At 69.0% G+C, this 14,028-nt stretch carries 12 protein-coding genes; 7 read left to right on the top strand and 5 right to left on the bottom strand.

The features are described from left to right. On the bottom strand, positions 1–1,197 hold the full coding sequence (locus ACZ6O0_RS01820; RefSeq protein ID WP_465762903.1) for a M20 metallopeptidase family protein: 1,197 nt from the start codon (positions 1,195–1,197) through the stop codon (positions 1–3). Continuing rightward, positions 1,194–2,114: a 5'-3' exonuclease gene (locus tag ACZ6O0_RS01815; RefSeq protein WP_465764050.1), complete on the bottom strand. Its 921-nt coding sequence runs from the start codon at positions 2,112–2,114 to the stop codon at positions 1,194–1,196. Before ACZ6O0_RS01815 ends, ACZ6O0_RS01820 begins: the two co-directional genes overlap by 4 nt. A gap of 125 nt (positions 2,115–2,239) precedes the next feature. On the opposite strand from ACZ6O0_RS01815, the gene ACZ6O0_RS01810 reads away from it, so the two are divergent. The 3 genes from ACZ6O0_RS01810 to ACZ6O0_RS01800 all read left to right on the top strand — a co-directional run bounded on the left by ACZ6O0_RS01810 (position 2,240) and on the right by ACZ6O0_RS01800 (position 4,869). Next, positions 2,240–3,424 (top strand): endonuclease/exonuclease/phosphatase family protein, encoded by a 1,185-nt coding sequence (locus ACZ6O0_RS01810; RefSeq protein WP_465762902.1) that lies wholly within the window; start codon positions 2,240–2,242, stop codon positions 3,422–3,424. Positions 3,425–3,472: 48 nt separating this feature from the next. After that, positions 3,473–3,913, top strand: coding sequence for an Lrp/AsnC family transcriptional regulator (locus ACZ6O0_RS01805; RefSeq protein ID WP_137256794.1), 441 nt, complete (start codon positions 3,473–3,475; stop codon positions 3,911–3,913). A gap of 284 nt (positions 3,914–4,197) precedes the next feature. Beyond that, entirely contained in the window at positions 4,198–4,869 is a 672-nt protein-coding gene (locus ACZ6O0_RS01800; RefSeq protein WP_465762901.1) for an HAD family hydrolase, read from the top strand. Here the strand turns inward: ACZ6O0_RS01800 and ACZ6O0_RS01795 are convergent. The 3 genes from ACZ6O0_RS01795 to ACZ6O0_RS01785 all read right to left on the bottom strand — a co-directional run bounded on the left by ACZ6O0_RS01795 (position 4,866) and on the right by ACZ6O0_RS01785 (position 8,936). Then, complete coding sequence (locus ACZ6O0_RS01795; RefSeq protein ID WP_465762900.1) at positions 4,866–5,408, bottom strand: MOSC domain-containing protein; 543 nt, start codon at positions 5,406–5,408, stop codon at positions 4,866–4,868. The two genes, ACZ6O0_RS01800 and ACZ6O0_RS01795, sit on opposite strands and share 4 nt — an antisense overlap. Before the next feature lie 215 nt (positions 5,409–5,623). Further along, on the bottom strand, positions 5,624–7,294 hold the full coding sequence (locus tag ACZ6O0_RS01790) for a resistance to Congo red protein (RefSeq protein ID WP_465762899.1): 1,671 nt from the start codon (positions 7,292–7,294) through the stop codon (positions 5,624–5,626). A 172-nt stretch (positions 7,295–7,466) separates the two neighbouring features. After that, positions 7,467–8,936, bottom strand: a complete 1,470-nt coding sequence (locus ACZ6O0_RS01785; RefSeq protein ID WP_465762898.1) for a KamA family radical SAM protein — start codon at positions 8,934–8,936, stop codon at positions 7,467–7,469. A gap of 144 nt (positions 8,937–9,080) precedes the next feature. Between ACZ6O0_RS01785 and kdd the strand changes: the two genes are divergently transcribed. Genes kdd through kamE form a run of 4 tightly spaced genes read left to right on the top strand, consistent with a single transcriptional unit; the run spans position 9,081 to position 14,025 of the window. Then, positions 9,081–10,124: an L-erythro-3,5-diaminohexanoate dehydrogenase gene (kdd, locus tag ACZ6O0_RS01780; protein WP_465762897.1), complete on the top strand. Its 1,044-nt coding sequence runs from the start codon at positions 9,081–9,083 to the stop codon at positions 10,122–10,124. A gap of 3 nt (positions 10,125–10,127) precedes the next feature. After that, entirely contained in the window at positions 10,128–11,711 is a 1,584-nt protein-coding gene (locus tag ACZ6O0_RS01775; RefSeq protein ID WP_465762896.1) for an amidohydrolase, read from the top strand. Beyond that, a complete protein-coding gene (kamD, locus tag ACZ6O0_RS01770; protein ID WP_465762895.1) occupies positions 11,708–13,276 on the top strand; it encodes a lysine 5,6-aminomutase subunit alpha in 1,569 nt (522 codons plus the stop codon). The genes ACZ6O0_RS01775 and kamD overlap by 4 nt, the downstream gene beginning before the upstream one ends. Beyond that, a complete protein-coding gene (kamE, locus tag ACZ6O0_RS01765) occupies positions 13,273–14,025 on the top strand; it encodes a lysine 5,6-aminomutase subunit beta (RefSeq protein WP_465762894.1) in 753 nt (250 codons plus the stop codon). The genes kamD and kamE overlap by 4 nt, the downstream gene beginning before the upstream one ends. Positions 14,026–14,028: the final 3 nt, after the last annotated feature.

The raw sequence follows: 14,028 nt of genomic DNA, 5'->3' as shown, positions 1-14,028 counted from the left end.
TCAGGTCCGCGCGAGACGGCGTACGGCGAGTTCGGCCAGGAGGGCTGAGGCGTCGGGGAGGATGGAGTCGTCGAAGTCGGCCAAGGGGGAGTGGTTGTCGGCGGCGGCTTCCGGGTCGGCGGAGCGGCAGGCGCTGAGGTTCAGGTAGACGCCGGGGACCTCCTGCAGGACGTACGACATGTCCTCGGCGCCGCACCGCGGATTGCGGCGTTCGCGGAAGCGGTCGGGGCCGAAGAGGTCGACGATCGTGTCCCGGGCGAACTCGAACTCCGCGGCGTCGTTGACCGTCACCGGGTAGCCGATCTGGTAGTCCACCTCCGCGGTCAGCCCGTGCGCGGCCGCCAGCGACTCGACCAGTTGCACCGAGGCCAGTTGCACCTTGGCGCGAGCCTCGGCGGAGAACGTCCGTACCGTCGCGTCGAAGAACGCGTCGTCCGGGATGATGTTCTCCTTCGTCCCGCCCGCGATCCGCCCGACCGTGAGGACGACCGGGTCGAACACGTCGAACTGCCGCGTCACCATGGTCTGCAACGCCCCGACCATCTCGCAGAGCACCGGGATCGGATCCTTGCCCCGGTACGGGATCGATCCGTGCGTACCCGCTCCGACCACGCGCACGTGCAACTGGTCGGCCGCGGCCATGAACGAGCCGGGCCGGCTGCTCCACATCCCCAACGGCTGGCCCGCGGACCCGACGTGCAGACCGTACGCCGCATCCGCGCGCCGGCCGGCCGCGTCGAGAACCCCTTCGCGGATCATGATCGGCGCTCCGCCGGACGTCTCCTCGCCGGGCTGGAACATGAACACCACGTCACCGGGCAGCTCCGCCTGCAGCGAGCAGAGGATCTTGGCCGCGCCGACGAGCCCCGCGACATGGAGATCGTGGCCGCAGGCATGCATCATCCCGGGATGCTGGGACACGAACGGTACGTCGACGCGCTCGGTCACCGGCAGCGCGTCCATGTCGCCACGCAGCAGCACGACGGGACCCGGTCCGCGACCACCGCGCAGTACGGCGGTGACCGACGACAGCTCCTTGCCGAGCGTGATCTCCAACGGCAGACCCTCCAGCGCGTCGAGGATCAGACGCTGGGACTTGGGCAGCTCGAGGTCGTACTCCGGAACCTGGTGCAGCGCGCGCCGGAGCGTGACGATCTCCTCGCCGAACCGCCCGGCGAGCTCGCGGGTAGCGCTCATGCCTTCGGTCCCAGGTTGAGCGCGGTCATGACCCGCTGCGCGCTCCCACCGAGCTCGAGCAGCTCGACCAGATCGAGCCAGCGCTCCGGGTCCTTCACCTCGTGCGGGATCGCCGGGTCGAACGAGCCGACCGGCGCGTCCTTGGCGACCGCGACGACCTTCGGCGCGACATCGAGGTAGTCGGCCGCCTCCAGGATCTTCCGCTTCACCGACGCGGACATCGGCGTACTCGCGTCTGCCGCGGCCGCGCGGATCGAGTCCAGGTCGCCGTACGCCGTGACGAGGGAGGCGGCGGTCTTCTCGCCGATGCCCTTCACCCCGGGCAGTCCGTCGGAGGCGTCACCACGAAGGGTGGCGAAGTCGGCGTACCGGTTCGCGGGGACGTCGTACTTGGCGAGCAGTGCCTTCTCGTCGTACACATCGGCCCGGCCGACGCCGCGCGCGGCGGTGTAGACGACGCGGATGCCGCGGCTGTCGTCGATCAGCTGGAACAGGTCGCGGTCGCCGGTGACCACGTCCACCGGCATGGTCGCCTGGTGCGAGAGGGTGCCGATCACGTCGTCGGCCTCGTGGTCGGGCGCGCCGACCACGGCGATGCCGAGGGCCTCCAGGCAGGCCCGGATGTACGGCACCTGAACCTCCAGGCGGTCCGGGACGTCCTCGACCTGCTCACCCTTCGGCGTGACGAACTCGACCCGCTGCGCCTTGTACGACGGGATCAGGGCGACCCGCCACGACGGGCGCCAGTTGTCGTCCCAGCAGGCGACCAGATGGGTCGGCCGGTGGTTCTCGGCCAGGCGGGCGATGAAGTCGAGCAGCCCGCGGATCGCGTTCGTCGGCGTCCCGTCGGCGGCCTTCATCGTGTCCGGCACGCCGAAGAACGCGCGGAAGTAGAGCGACGCGGTGTCCAGCAGCATCAACCGCTGAGGTCTGTCAGCCATGGGCAGATGCTTTCACAGCGCGCCGACAACTGCGACGAGCTCTTGCCACACCGCCAGGACCGGCCAAGGATCGGGTCAGCGTCACCCAGGGAGGGGATCGTATGCGCCGGTCACGGTTGTACAGGTTCACTGTCGCCATCGCAGTCTTCGGGCTGATCGCCGTACCCCTGCAGGCCGCACCTGCCGGAGCCGTCGTGGACAAGCCGGTCAGCGTGATGACACGCAACATCTATCTGGGTGCCGACATCCAGCGACCGATCGAGGCGACCGCCGGGCTGACCGGCGCCGCGGCATTCGTCGCCCTCGGCAACGCGAACCACCTCACCCGGGCCATCGTCGACCGGACGAACTTCCCGCGCCGCAGTCAACTCCTCGCCCGTGAGATCGCCGGGGCGAAGCCGGATCTGATCGGCGTCCAGGAGGTGGCGCTGTGGCGGCACGGCCCGCTGGAGCTGCCGGGTTCGGGCAGTCCAGGGGCGCTCAACGCGACCACGGTCGACTACGACTTCCTGGCGATCCTGCTCCAGGATCTCCGCCGGCAAGGCGTTCCGTACAAGGCGGTCGTCGTACAGCAGGAATCCGACGTGGAGGCGCCGGCCTTCCTCGGCAACCCGTTCACGGGTTCGGCGACCGACGGGCGGGACGTGCGGCTCACCATGCGCGATGTGATCCTGCTGCGTGCCTCGAGCAACCTGCGGGTGCTCGACTCGGGAAGCGGGCAGTACGACCACAAACTCGTGCTCTCGGTGGCCGGTCTGCAAGCGTCGTTCGTTCGCGGCTTCAACTGGGTGGATGTCGCGCACGGCTCGGGGCGGTCGTTCCGGTTCGTGAACACTCATCTCGAGGCGTTCAGCTCGGATCTGGCGCTGGCCCAGGCGGTGGAGTTGCTGACCGGCCCGGCGGGCGATCGCGGGCGGACCACGATCATCGGATGCGACTGCAACTCCGATCCGCTGAACAGTTCGGTCAAACCGACGGATCCGCTCAGGACGCCGCACAACGGGCCGTACAACTTCATCACCGGTCCCGGCGGGTTCACCGATCTCTGGCTGACCTGGCGGCCCGCCTCGGAGGGGTGGACGTCCGGACTGAACGAGACTGTCGACGAACCGGCGCCGCCGTCGTTCGACCACCGGATCGACATGATCTTCGCCCGGCCGGCACCCGGTGAGCACGTTCGCGTGATCGCCGGCGAGGTGACGGGTGCGGACAGCAGCGCCAAGGATCCGGTCACCGGCTTGTGGCCGTCCGACCATGCCGGGGTGGTGCTGACGCTGTCTCGCTGACGTGAGAACGCATGCGGGCGCGCGCCGTACTCAAGTAGTGTCTCCAGGATGGAGGACCTGGACCGCAAGATCGTCGGGCTGCTCGCCAGCGACGGCAGGATGAGCTTCACCGACCTCGGAAAGGCGACCGGCCTGTCCACGTCGGCGGTGCACCAGCGGGTCAAGCGGCTGGAGCAGCGCGGCATCATCCAGGGGTACGCCGCAACCGTCGACCACACCGCCCTCGACCTCCCGCTCACCGCGCTCATCTCGATCCGCCCGATCGACCCGTCCCAGCCCGACGACTCGCCCGAACGCCTCCGTGAGGTCCGCGAGATCGAGTCCTGCTACTCGGTAGCCGGCGACTCCAGCTACATCCTCGTAGTCCGCGTCGCCTCCCCCGGGGCCCTCGAAAACCTCCTGGCCGTCATCCGAGCCCGAGCCAACGTCTCCACGACAACCACAATCGTCCTCAGCACCCCGTACGAACGCCGCCCCCCAGCCCTCTAACCCAACGTCTCCCAAAGGACACCGCCTTCGGCGGCGGCAGTTCTGTCGGCCGGCTCCGCCGGCGGCGCGGATCGGTTTACGGCTCGGCGTGATCGGAGAGGGCCATGTGGTCGGGCGGTGAGGGTATTGGCGACGTGCGTGTGTGGCGCTGGGGCAGCGCAGGCAGATGCTAGGAGGGCAGTGTCCCGGACGGGTGGTTTCTGGCTGGGGTGTTGGTGGTTTGCGGTAAGTAGTTTGCTGTGGGTGGCGGTTTTGTTCCGGGAAGCGGGGATAGGGTCGGGTGCGTGCGCCGAGTTCTTCTGACGGATTTGTTCAGTACGTTGGTGCCCGGGGGTGACACCGAGCGGGACGTGGTTCATGCGGAGATGGCGCGGTTGCTGGGGGTTGATCCTGGGGACTTCGCTCGCGAGTTCGAGGTCACGGCGTACGAGCGGTTCGTGGGGGCGTACGGCGATCTGGCGGCCACGGTTCGGGTGATCGTGGGGCGTTGTGAGGTGACGCCGGCGGAGGAGCAGGTGCGGGAGGCAACGAACTTGCGGCGTGGGCTGTCCCGACGGCTGCTCGCTGCGGCGCCGGCCGGGACGCTCGCCGCGTTGGGGGTCTTCAGATCGGCTGGATGGCGGATCGGACTGGTCAGCAACATCACGGCGGAGACGCAGATGCAATGGGCGGACAGTCCACTGGCGCCGTACTTCGACACCACGGCCTTCTCCGCTGAGATCGGCGCGGCGAAGCCTGAGCCGGCGATCTACCTGGCTGCGTGCGGTGCTCTGGGAGTGTCGCCGGGGGACTGCGTGTTCGTCGGAGACGGTCGGGACAACGAGCTCGCGGCCGCGGCTGGGCTCGGCATGCACGCGATCCGGACGCTCGAGCACGCCGACAGCCACCCCGCCTGGCCCGGGCCAACCGTGAAGTCCTTCGCCGAGTTGCCCGAGTTGATGGGCGTGCCCGGCTAGACCACCTCGAGCGGCACCCGGGGACCGTCGGGGAGGACCACCTCGATCGGGTCGTCGGGGGTGATGTCTCCGCTGGTGAGGACGATGGACATGACGCCGGTCTTGCGGATGACGTTGCCGTCGGGGTCGGTGTGGATGACCTGCTTGAGGAGGCCGGGGCGGAAGTCGTTGATCTGGTGGCAGGGGCTCCTCAACCCGGTGACCTCGAGGACGGCTTCGGCTCCGATCCGGAGGCGCGTGCCCCGGGGGAGGGTGAGGAGGTCGACGCCGCGGGTGGTGATGTTCTCGCCGAGTTCGCCGGGCTTCACGTCGTACCCGAGCTCCCGCAGCTCGTCGTGCAGCTCGGCTTGGATCAGGTGGACCTGGCGCAGGTTCGGCCGGGTGGGGTCGAGGCGCATCGGGTGCAGGTGCTGGACCGTCCGGCCGGCGTGCGAGTCGCCCTCGACGCCGATGCCCTCGACCACGCGGATCGAGTCGGCGGCCGGCTTGCTGAACCGATGTTCGGAATCCCGGCTGACGCCCACCACGAATGCGCTCACACCACCATTGTCGGCTACTGGACGTCGCGCTGGTACTCCGTCCCAGTGTCGAAGAACGTGTTGAGGTAGTCCCCGGGTGCGCGGTCGCTGGCGCGGATCAGCGAGTACACCTCGGTCCCGGAGCCGACGGTGTTGATGTCCGATCCGAGGAAGAACGACTGGGCCAGCCCGAGGTAGACGGCATCGACGTCGTCGGCGTACTCAGCTGCCTCGTATCAGTATCCGCCGGCGTCGATGAGTTGGGATTCGAAGGAGAGGATGGTGATCTTGCCGGCGCCCTTGGCGGGGACGAGGAGGACGGCGTCGTGGAGGGTGGTGCGGGTGAGGCCACCTTGGTACTTGACGGAGGCAGGGCTGAAGCCGATGGGGTCGCCGCTGGACCAGTTGAAGGTGTAGTTGGAGCCGATCTCGAGCTTGAAGTCCTCGGTGACGGTGGCGAAGACGAGGGCCGCGCCGGACTTGGTGACGAACGCGGTCGGTGGGGTGTCGATGCTGAACTCTTCGGTCACGTTCTGGTAGATCTTCGGCTCCTTCGCCGCGCTCTTGCGCCAGTCGGCGACGCTCGCGAGGACCTTGGTGACGCTGGCATTCGGGGTGAACGACGCCGCGCGCGGGGACTTCGCGCCGACCGTCAGGTACTCGGCCAGGGCGGTCGCGGCGGCTTGTGGCGCGGCGGTCAGTCGCCTGGCGTCGGCGTTCGTGACGGTGCGCAGGCCGGTGATGTCCGGGACCTTGACCGCGACCGGGGGAGCGGCGGCGAAGGTCAGCATCCACGGGCTGCCCGCGGTGGTGCGTTCCCACACGCCGAGGTAGCGGTAGTCCTTGGTGTCGGAGATGCCCGCGGACACGACGAAGTGCATCGGGTACGTGCCGTACGTCGGTGCGCCGACGACGGGCTTGGTGTACGTGAACGGCTTGATCAGGTCCTTGCCGGCCTTGTCCAGCGTCCGGCTGATCGTGTAGCCGGCCTGGCTCTCCCGAACCACGTTCCCGGCCTCGACGGTCGCGATCAGCTTGTCGTCGCGGCGGCGGTTGGCGGCGTTGTTGACCTCGTTGTAGTGCTTGACCACGGCGGCCGCGGTCTCGTCGCTAACCGCCGGACGGGTGAGGCTCTCGACGGTGTCCCGCTGCGGGATCGCCGAACACCCGGTGACGAGACTCAACGCCACCCCGATCCCCACAACCCGCCGCACCGGCTGGGACGGAGGCCCCTGGACGTACGGCGGCGGCCCGGGTACGGCGGACCCCGCGAACACCGGCTGCGCTGAAGTCGGCCGCCGCCGCCGGAACAGGATCAGCAAGATGCCGACGGCAACCAAGATCACTCCGGCCAGGAACACACCGAGCGCAGCCACGAACGCGTGCGGAATCTCGATCCCCAGATCCACCTGCACATCCGGCGCCGTCTTCCCGTCCGCGCTCATGATCACCACGTCGTACGGCCCGTCACTGATCGGCCATTCGATCGACTGAGTCCCAGCCCCGTTCGCCCTGGCAACCCACCAGTCGAGCCCAGCCGGTGCTGCGAGCGGACCAGCGGTCCCCTTCTTCTCCTGGGTGGTCAGCGAGATCGGGTACTGCACCTGCACCAGCGACGTGTGCGCGAACCCCTTGAGATAGCTGGCCACATCGAAGTCCCGCCCGACGCCGACGAACACCGGCTTGCCATCAGTGGACCGGGCTTCGACGTGCAGCACCGGCCCGTGCCGGTCCAGCAACTCGGGCGAGCTCGCGATCGCAAGCCCCTTGCTGGTCAGGTGCTGATCACCCGACTTCACCGTGTCGTCCGGACCGATCAGCCAGAACGCGGCCGCGGCGCCGGCCAGACCGACGAGAAGACCGATGAGGGCGAGCAGAACACCAACGACAGAGCGGACGACCCGCACACAGACTCCCGAGCTCTCGGCATGCCCCAGACATGCCGAACGATGGACGACACGGAAGACTAGCGCTCAGCCGGTGCACCGCCGGCGACGGAGCGAGCAAGTTGCGGCAGGCAACGAGAGAACACCCCCGGTGCCACCCCCTGCATTGGTGGCACCGAAGGCGGAACGGGGGTCAGTTGATCTGCAGGAACTTCTGCGCCTCGGCGGTGGAGCGCGAGGCGGCGGCGTGCTTCTCGGCCTCGGCCAGCGAGGTGCCGGCGTGCTGCGTCCACCACTCCTGGCCCTCGGCCGGGAGCGTGTCGATCGGGTCGTAGTACTCGTACGTGCGGTTCAGCGCCTCGGGGTCCTGGTGCTCGATCCCGGTGCGGTAGTTCTTCTTCCAGTACGAGATGCCGCGGACCTCGTCGTACTCCGACAACTGGTGCACCCACCGCTTGCCGACGTACGGGACGTCGCAGACGATCCGCGGGGTGGCGAAGCCGGGGAGGTAGCCGAGGATGCCGTGCTGCAAGTGCTGCGCGTCCTTGACCGATACCCGCCAGTGCTCGGAGAACGGGATCATGTCGCACATGTAGAAGTAGTACGGCGTGATCGTCGCGCCATCGAGCAGCGCGAAGCACAGGTCCAGCAGCTGCGGCACCGAGTCGTTCACGCCGCGCATCAGCACGCCCTGGTTGCGGACGTCGCGGAGACCGGCCTCGAACATCGCCTTCGTTGCCTCAGCCACCAAAGGCGTCACCGACTGGGCCGCGTTAACGTGCGTGTGCATGGCGATCATCACACCGCGCTGACGTCCGAGCTGAGCGACCCGCTCGACCCCGGCGCGGACGTCGTCCGACAGCCAGTGCTGCGGCAGCCCCATCAGTGCCTTGGTGGCCAGCCGGATGTCGCGGATGTTCTCGATCTCGAGCAGGCTCGTCAGGAACGCCTCGAGGCGCGGCCACGGCATGTTCGCCACGTCGCCACCGGACACGACGACGTCGCGGACGCCCGGCGTACGACGCAGGTAGTCGAGCATGTCGTCGAGCCGCGTCTGCGGCTTGGCGACGAACTTGAGCTTGTCGATCACGGGGGTCGAGTTCCCGACCAGGTCCATGCGGGTGCAGTGTCCGCAGTACTGCGGACACGTGGGCAGGATCTCCGCAAGGACCTTGGTCGGGTACCGGTGGGTCAACCCCTCCGTGGCCCACATCTCGTGCTCGTGCAACGAGTCCCGGGTTGCGTGCGGGTGCGACGGCCAGTCGGCGCGACGGTCGCTGAACACCGGCAGCATGTAGCGGCGGACCGGGTCGGCGTAGAACGCCTCGGTGTAGTCCGCGGCGCCGTTCGGCACGATCGTGTTGAGCATCTGCGGCGGCAGCAGCATCGACATCGTCGCCCGCTCGGCCTGGTCCCGGGTCAGATCCTCGTAGACGCGCTCCTCGAGCAGGTCCCCCATCACGTCACGCAACTGCTTGACGTTCTTCACGCAATGCGACCGCTGCCACTGCACCGAGCGCCACTGCTCGGCCGTGACGTCCTTCCACCCGGGCAGCCGGGTCCAGTCCGGCTCCACCAGCTCGGCCCGTCGGTACGCGTACGGCTGGCCGGCCAGGTCGGCAGGCTCCGGTACGGCGACATCGGGGCTGATCAAGTCAGTCATTCGGGCTCCGGGGGGCTTCAGGGGTGATGCGGTCACATGTGAGGATAGCGATAGAACTTCCCTCAGATCCAACAGTACGCCGCAAGAATTCTCGTCACACAGCTCTATCAGTAGTATTTTGCCTGACCGCAACGAGGAGGATCCGTGTCATCGAGCCCGGTAGGACTGCATCGCGTACTCGCGCCGTCCGGCGTGTTGCCGCAGGCGGCGGAGACGCTGGACGCGCGCGCCGAGATCTGGCCGGACGAGATCCGGATCGCGGTCGAGCGGCTGAATCTGGACGCCGCGTCCTACCGCCAGCTCGCCGAGGCCCACGGCGGCGACGGTACGGCGATCCGCCGGGCGGTCCTCGACATCGTCGGGACCCGCGGCAAGATGCAGAACCCGGTTACCGGCTCCGGCGGCATGCTCGTCGGCGTGGTCGACGAGGTCGGCCCGGAGTCGCCCCTCGGTGTCCGCAAGTGTGACCGCGTCGCCACGCTCGTGTCGCTCACCCTGACGCCGCTGCGGATCACCGACGAGCTCGCGAGCTGGGACGGGAAGAGCGAGCAGGTGCCGGCGCAGGGCCACGCGATCCTGTTCGCCCGGTCAATCGTCGCGAAGCTGCCCGACGACCTCAAGCCCGAGCTGTCGCTCGCCGTCATGGACGTCTGCGGCGCACCGGCGCTGACCGCTCGCGTGGTGCGCCAGTATGTCGACAAAGGCACAAAGCCTGTCGTGTCAGTTATTGGCGGCGCAGGCAAATCCGGGTCGTTGTCGCTGGCCGCGGCACGGTCCGCCGGCGCCGCTCGCACGATCGGAATCGTTCCCGTAGCGGCCGAGGCCGAGCGGCTCACCGCGGCCGGGATCGCTGACGCGGTCACCCTGGCCGATGCCCGTGATCCGGTAGCGCTGGCGAAGGCGGTCGAGGAGGCCGGGGGACCGGCGGACATCACCGTTGTCTGCGTCGACGTACCGGGCTGTGAGCACGGAGCCGTCCTTTCGACGGCGGCCGGCGGGACGGTGATCTTCTTCTCGATGGCCACGTCCTTCTCCGCCGCGGCACTCGGCGCGGAAGGTCTCGCGGCGGACGTGACGATGCTGGTCGGCAACGGGTACGTGCCCGGTCACGCGGACTACGCGATCGAGCTGTTGCGGGCCGAGCCGGGTGTCCGCGGACTGTTCGAGAGCAGGCTGGCGGAGGATTAGTTCGTGCGCACACTTCTGACGAACGGTTCCGTCTACTCACCCGTCGACCCCCACGCCACCGCGATCGCCTTCGACGACGGTGTGGTGACCTGGCTCGGTGACGACACCGGCGCGGGTTCGTACGCCGACGGCGCCGACGAGGTGATCGACCTCGACGGCAAGCTGGTCACGCCGGCCTTCGTCGACGCCCACGTCCACACCGCGCAGACCGGCGCGCTGCTCACCGGCCTCGACCTCGCCGGCACTGGCACGTTGGCCGAGGCCCTCGATCGCCTTGCCGGCTTCGCGGCGCAGCTCCCGGCCGATGCGGTGATCGATGGTGCCGGGTGGGACGAGACCAAGTGGCCGGAAGGTCGCCCTCCGACGGCAGAGGAGCTGGACCGTGCGGCGGGCGGTCGCCGCGTGTACCTGTCCCGGGTCGACGGCCACTCCGGAGTGATCTCCTCGGCGCTGGTGCCGTCGGCTGTGGGCGACGGCTACGAATCGAGCGGCCGAGTGGAGCGGGACGCGCATCACGCGGTCCGGGACGCGTTGAGCGAACTGATCGGTCCCGATCAGCGCCGGCAGGACATCCGGGCTGCGCTGCAGGCGATGGCGGCGAAGGGTATCGGCGCCTTCCACGAGATGGCCGCCCCGCACATCGGGCCGCTCTGGGAGCTGCCGCTCGTCCGCGAGATCGCCGGCGAGCTCGGTCTGTCGGCGACGCTCTACTGGGGTGAGCCGGGTGTCTTCGAGCACATCGGCACCTACGGGTTGGCGGGCCTGGCAGGTGACCTGAACGCGGACGGTGCCCTCGGCTCGCGGACGGCCGCGCTGCGGACGCCGTACGCCGATCGCGCGGACCGCCGCGGTCACGCCTACCTGACGCCCGAGCAGATCGCCGAGCATGTGATCGCCTGCACCGAGCGGAACGTCCAGGCCGGCTTCCACTGCATCGGCGACCAGGCCCTCGACAACATCGCCCGCGGCTTCGAGCTCGCCGCCGAGAAGGTCGGCGTGCAAGCACTCGTCGCCGCCCGGCACCGGCTCGAGCACGTCGAAATGGTCGACGAGGCAACGATCGCGACGTTGGCCCGCTGCGGTGTCGTCGCCAGCGTGCAGCCGGTGTTCGACGCGCTCTGGGGCGGCCCGGACGGGATGTACGCCGAGCGCGTCGGCGACCGGTGGCAGGGGATGAACCCGTTCGGTTCACTGGCCCGGGCCGGCGTCGTCCTGGCGTTCGGTTCGGACTCGCCGGTCACCGAGCTCGGTGGCTGGGAGGCGGTGCGGGCGGCCGCGTTCCATCACGAGAAGTCCGAGCGGGTGACCGTGCGGGCCGCGTTCCAGGCGCACACCCGCGGTGGGTGGCGGGCGGCCGGGATCGATGACGCGGGCGTCCTCGCGCCGGGCACGGCAGCGACGTACGCGATCTGGCACAGCGACGCGAACCTGGTCGTGCAGACGCCGGACGAGCGCGTCGCCGCCTGGTCGACCGACCCGCGTGCCGGGGTGCCGGTGCTGCCGGATCTGAGCGAGGGCATCCCCACTTGTTTGCGTACCGCCGTCGGCGGCCGCGTGGTCTATGAAGCCGAAGGATGGTCGCAGTGACGCGTGCGGAGAAGAAGCTCGACCTCGATCCGGTCACCGTCCGGAAGGCGCGGAGCCTGGCCCGGAAGGCCGGACGCCCGATCGTCAACCTGGCCAAGCAGCACACGACGGTGTCGGTCGAGCGAGCGGTACTGCGGTTGGCCGGGCTGGCCGGCGCGGACACGGAAGGGATCCCGTGGGTCAACCGGCTCGCGGACACGGTCCGTGCGGATGTGGGGCTGGAGCACGGCCTTGCCCTGCCGGTGTGGGACGCGCTGGTCCGTGGCGAGGCGGAGGACCTGGCTGTGCTGGCGCAGAAGGCCGCCTCGGGGTCGGTGACGTTCCGGCTGCCCGAGGGACGGGACGCCGTACGGGCGCGAGCGGCGGCGCGGAAGGCGGCCGCCGCCGGGTTGAAGAAGGTCGACGCGCGGCGGCGTGAGCGCGACCGGATGATCAAGCGGCACGGCGACCCGGAGCAGCGGCCGTGGATCTACCTGATCGTTGCCACCGGCGACATCTACGAGGACATCCCGCAGGCCCAGGCAGCGGCGCGGGCGGGCGCCGACGTTATCGCCGTGATCCGCTCGACCGGGCAGTCGTTGCTGGACTACGTGCCGGAAGGCGCCACCCGCGAGGGCTTCGCCGGGACGTACGCGACGCAGGAGAACTTCCGGCTGATGCGCGCGGCGCTGGACGAGTCGTCGAAGGAACTCGGGCGCTACATCCGGCTGACGAACTACGCGTCCGGGCTGTGCATGCCGGAGATCGCGACGCTGGCCGGGCTGCAGCGGCTGGACATGATGCTGAACGACTCGATGTACGGGATCCTGTTCCGCGACATCAACCCGATCCGCACCTTCGTCGACCAGCGGTTCAGCCGGCAGATCCACGCCCGGGCCGGGATCATCATCAACACCGGCGAGGACAACTACCTGACCACCGCCGACGCGGTCGAGGCCGCCCACACGGTGACGGTGTCGCAGCTGCTGAACGAGTACTTCGCCAAGGAGGCCGGGCTGCAGGACTGGCAGCTCGGGCTCGGGCACGCGTTCGAGATCAACCCCGACCTGCCGGACTCGTTCCGGCTCGAGCTGGCGCACGCGATGCTGGCCCGGCAACTGTTCCCGGACGCGCCGCTGAAGTGGATGCCGCCGACCCGGCACATGACCGGCGACGTGTTCCGTGGGTACCTGCTGGACGGGTTCTTCAACCTGGTCGGCGCGATGACCGGGCAGGGCATCCTGCTGGTCGGCATGATGACCGAGGCGGTGGTCACGCCGTGGATCTCCGACCGGGACCTGGCCCTGCAGAACGTCCGCTACGTTCTGGGTGCCGCCGGCAACCTTCATGAGGACTTCCGGCCGGCCCCGGACGGCTTCATCGCGTCCCGGGCCCGGCAGGTGCTGGGGGAGTCGGTGGAACTGCTCGAGGAGATCGTCGACGACGGTCTGCTGAACGCGATCGGCGACGGCACCTTCGGTCTGATGAAGCGCCCGCAGGACGCGGGCCGCGGTCTGGACGGAGTGGCCCGCCGGTCCATGGAGTACTACAACCCGGCGATCGAGCTGTTGGAGGAGGACCAGTGAGCATCATCCGGCCGTACGGCGACACCACGGGCGACGGCATGGTGCAGCTGTCGTTCACGCTGCCGGTCCCGCACGACAAGCGGGCCGAGGGCGCCGCCGTCCAGCTCGCGAACAAGATGGGCATGGACCCGGCGCTCGTCGTGCACTCGAAGGCGATGGGCCCGGACTTCACCTTCTTCGTGGTCTACGGCCCGGTGAACCACCTGGTCGACACCAGCAAGGTCGAGGTGATCGAGCGCGACTACCCGCTGCTGTCGCCGAAGGAGGTGAACCTCGCGATCCGCAAGACGCTGCGCCGCCGGCTGACCATCGTCGGTGCGTGTATCGGCACCGACGCGCACACCGTCGGTATCGACGCGATCATGAACATCAAGGGGTTCGCGGGGGAGAAGGGCCTGGAGTACTACCGCGAGCTCAAGGTGGTGAACCTCGGCGCGCAGGTCGCCGTACCGGAGCTGGTCCGCCGGGCGAGGGCGGAGAAGGCCGACGCGATCCTGGTGTCGCAGGTGGTGACCCAGCGGGAGGCGCACGTACTCAACACCAAGGAGATGTCGGCCGCGTTCCGGGAGGCGTACGCCGAGGACGCGCGGCCGGTGCTGGTTGCCGGAGGCCCCCGTTTCACCGAGCAGATGGCCGGCGAGCTCGGCGTGGACCGGGTCTTCGGCCGCGGTACGACGCCTGGCGAGGTGGCCAGCTATCTGGTCGACGCACTCGTGACCAAGCGGACCCCGCACAGGAAGACGGCATAAAAG

Source organism: Kribbella sp. NPDC048837, from assembly GCF_055586945.1.
This window is presented reverse-complemented; position numbering and strand designations above follow the sequence as displayed.

Excerpts from the sequence above, each read along its gene's own strand:
- ACZ6O0_RS01820 (WP_465762903.1), bottom strand. The coding sequence starts at position 1,197 with ATGAGCGCTACCCGCGAGCTCGCCGGGCGGTTCGGCGAGGAGATCGTC.
- ACZ6O0_RS01815 (WP_465764050.1), bottom strand. The coding sequence starts at position 2,114 with ATGCTGCTGGACACCGCGTCGCTCTACTTCCGCGCGTTCTTCGGCGTG.
- ACZ6O0_RS01810 (WP_465762902.1), top strand. The coding sequence starts at position 2,240 with ATGCGCCGGTCACGGTTGTACAGGTTCACTGTCGCCATCGCAGTCTTC.
- ACZ6O0_RS01805 (WP_137256794.1), top strand. The coding sequence starts at position 3,473 with ATGGAGGACCTGGACCGCAAGATCGTCGGGCTGCTCGCCAGCGACGGC.
- ACZ6O0_RS01785 (WP_465762898.1), bottom strand. The coding sequence starts at position 8,936 with ATGACTGACTTGATCAGCCCCGATGTCGCCGTACCGGAGCCTGCCGAC.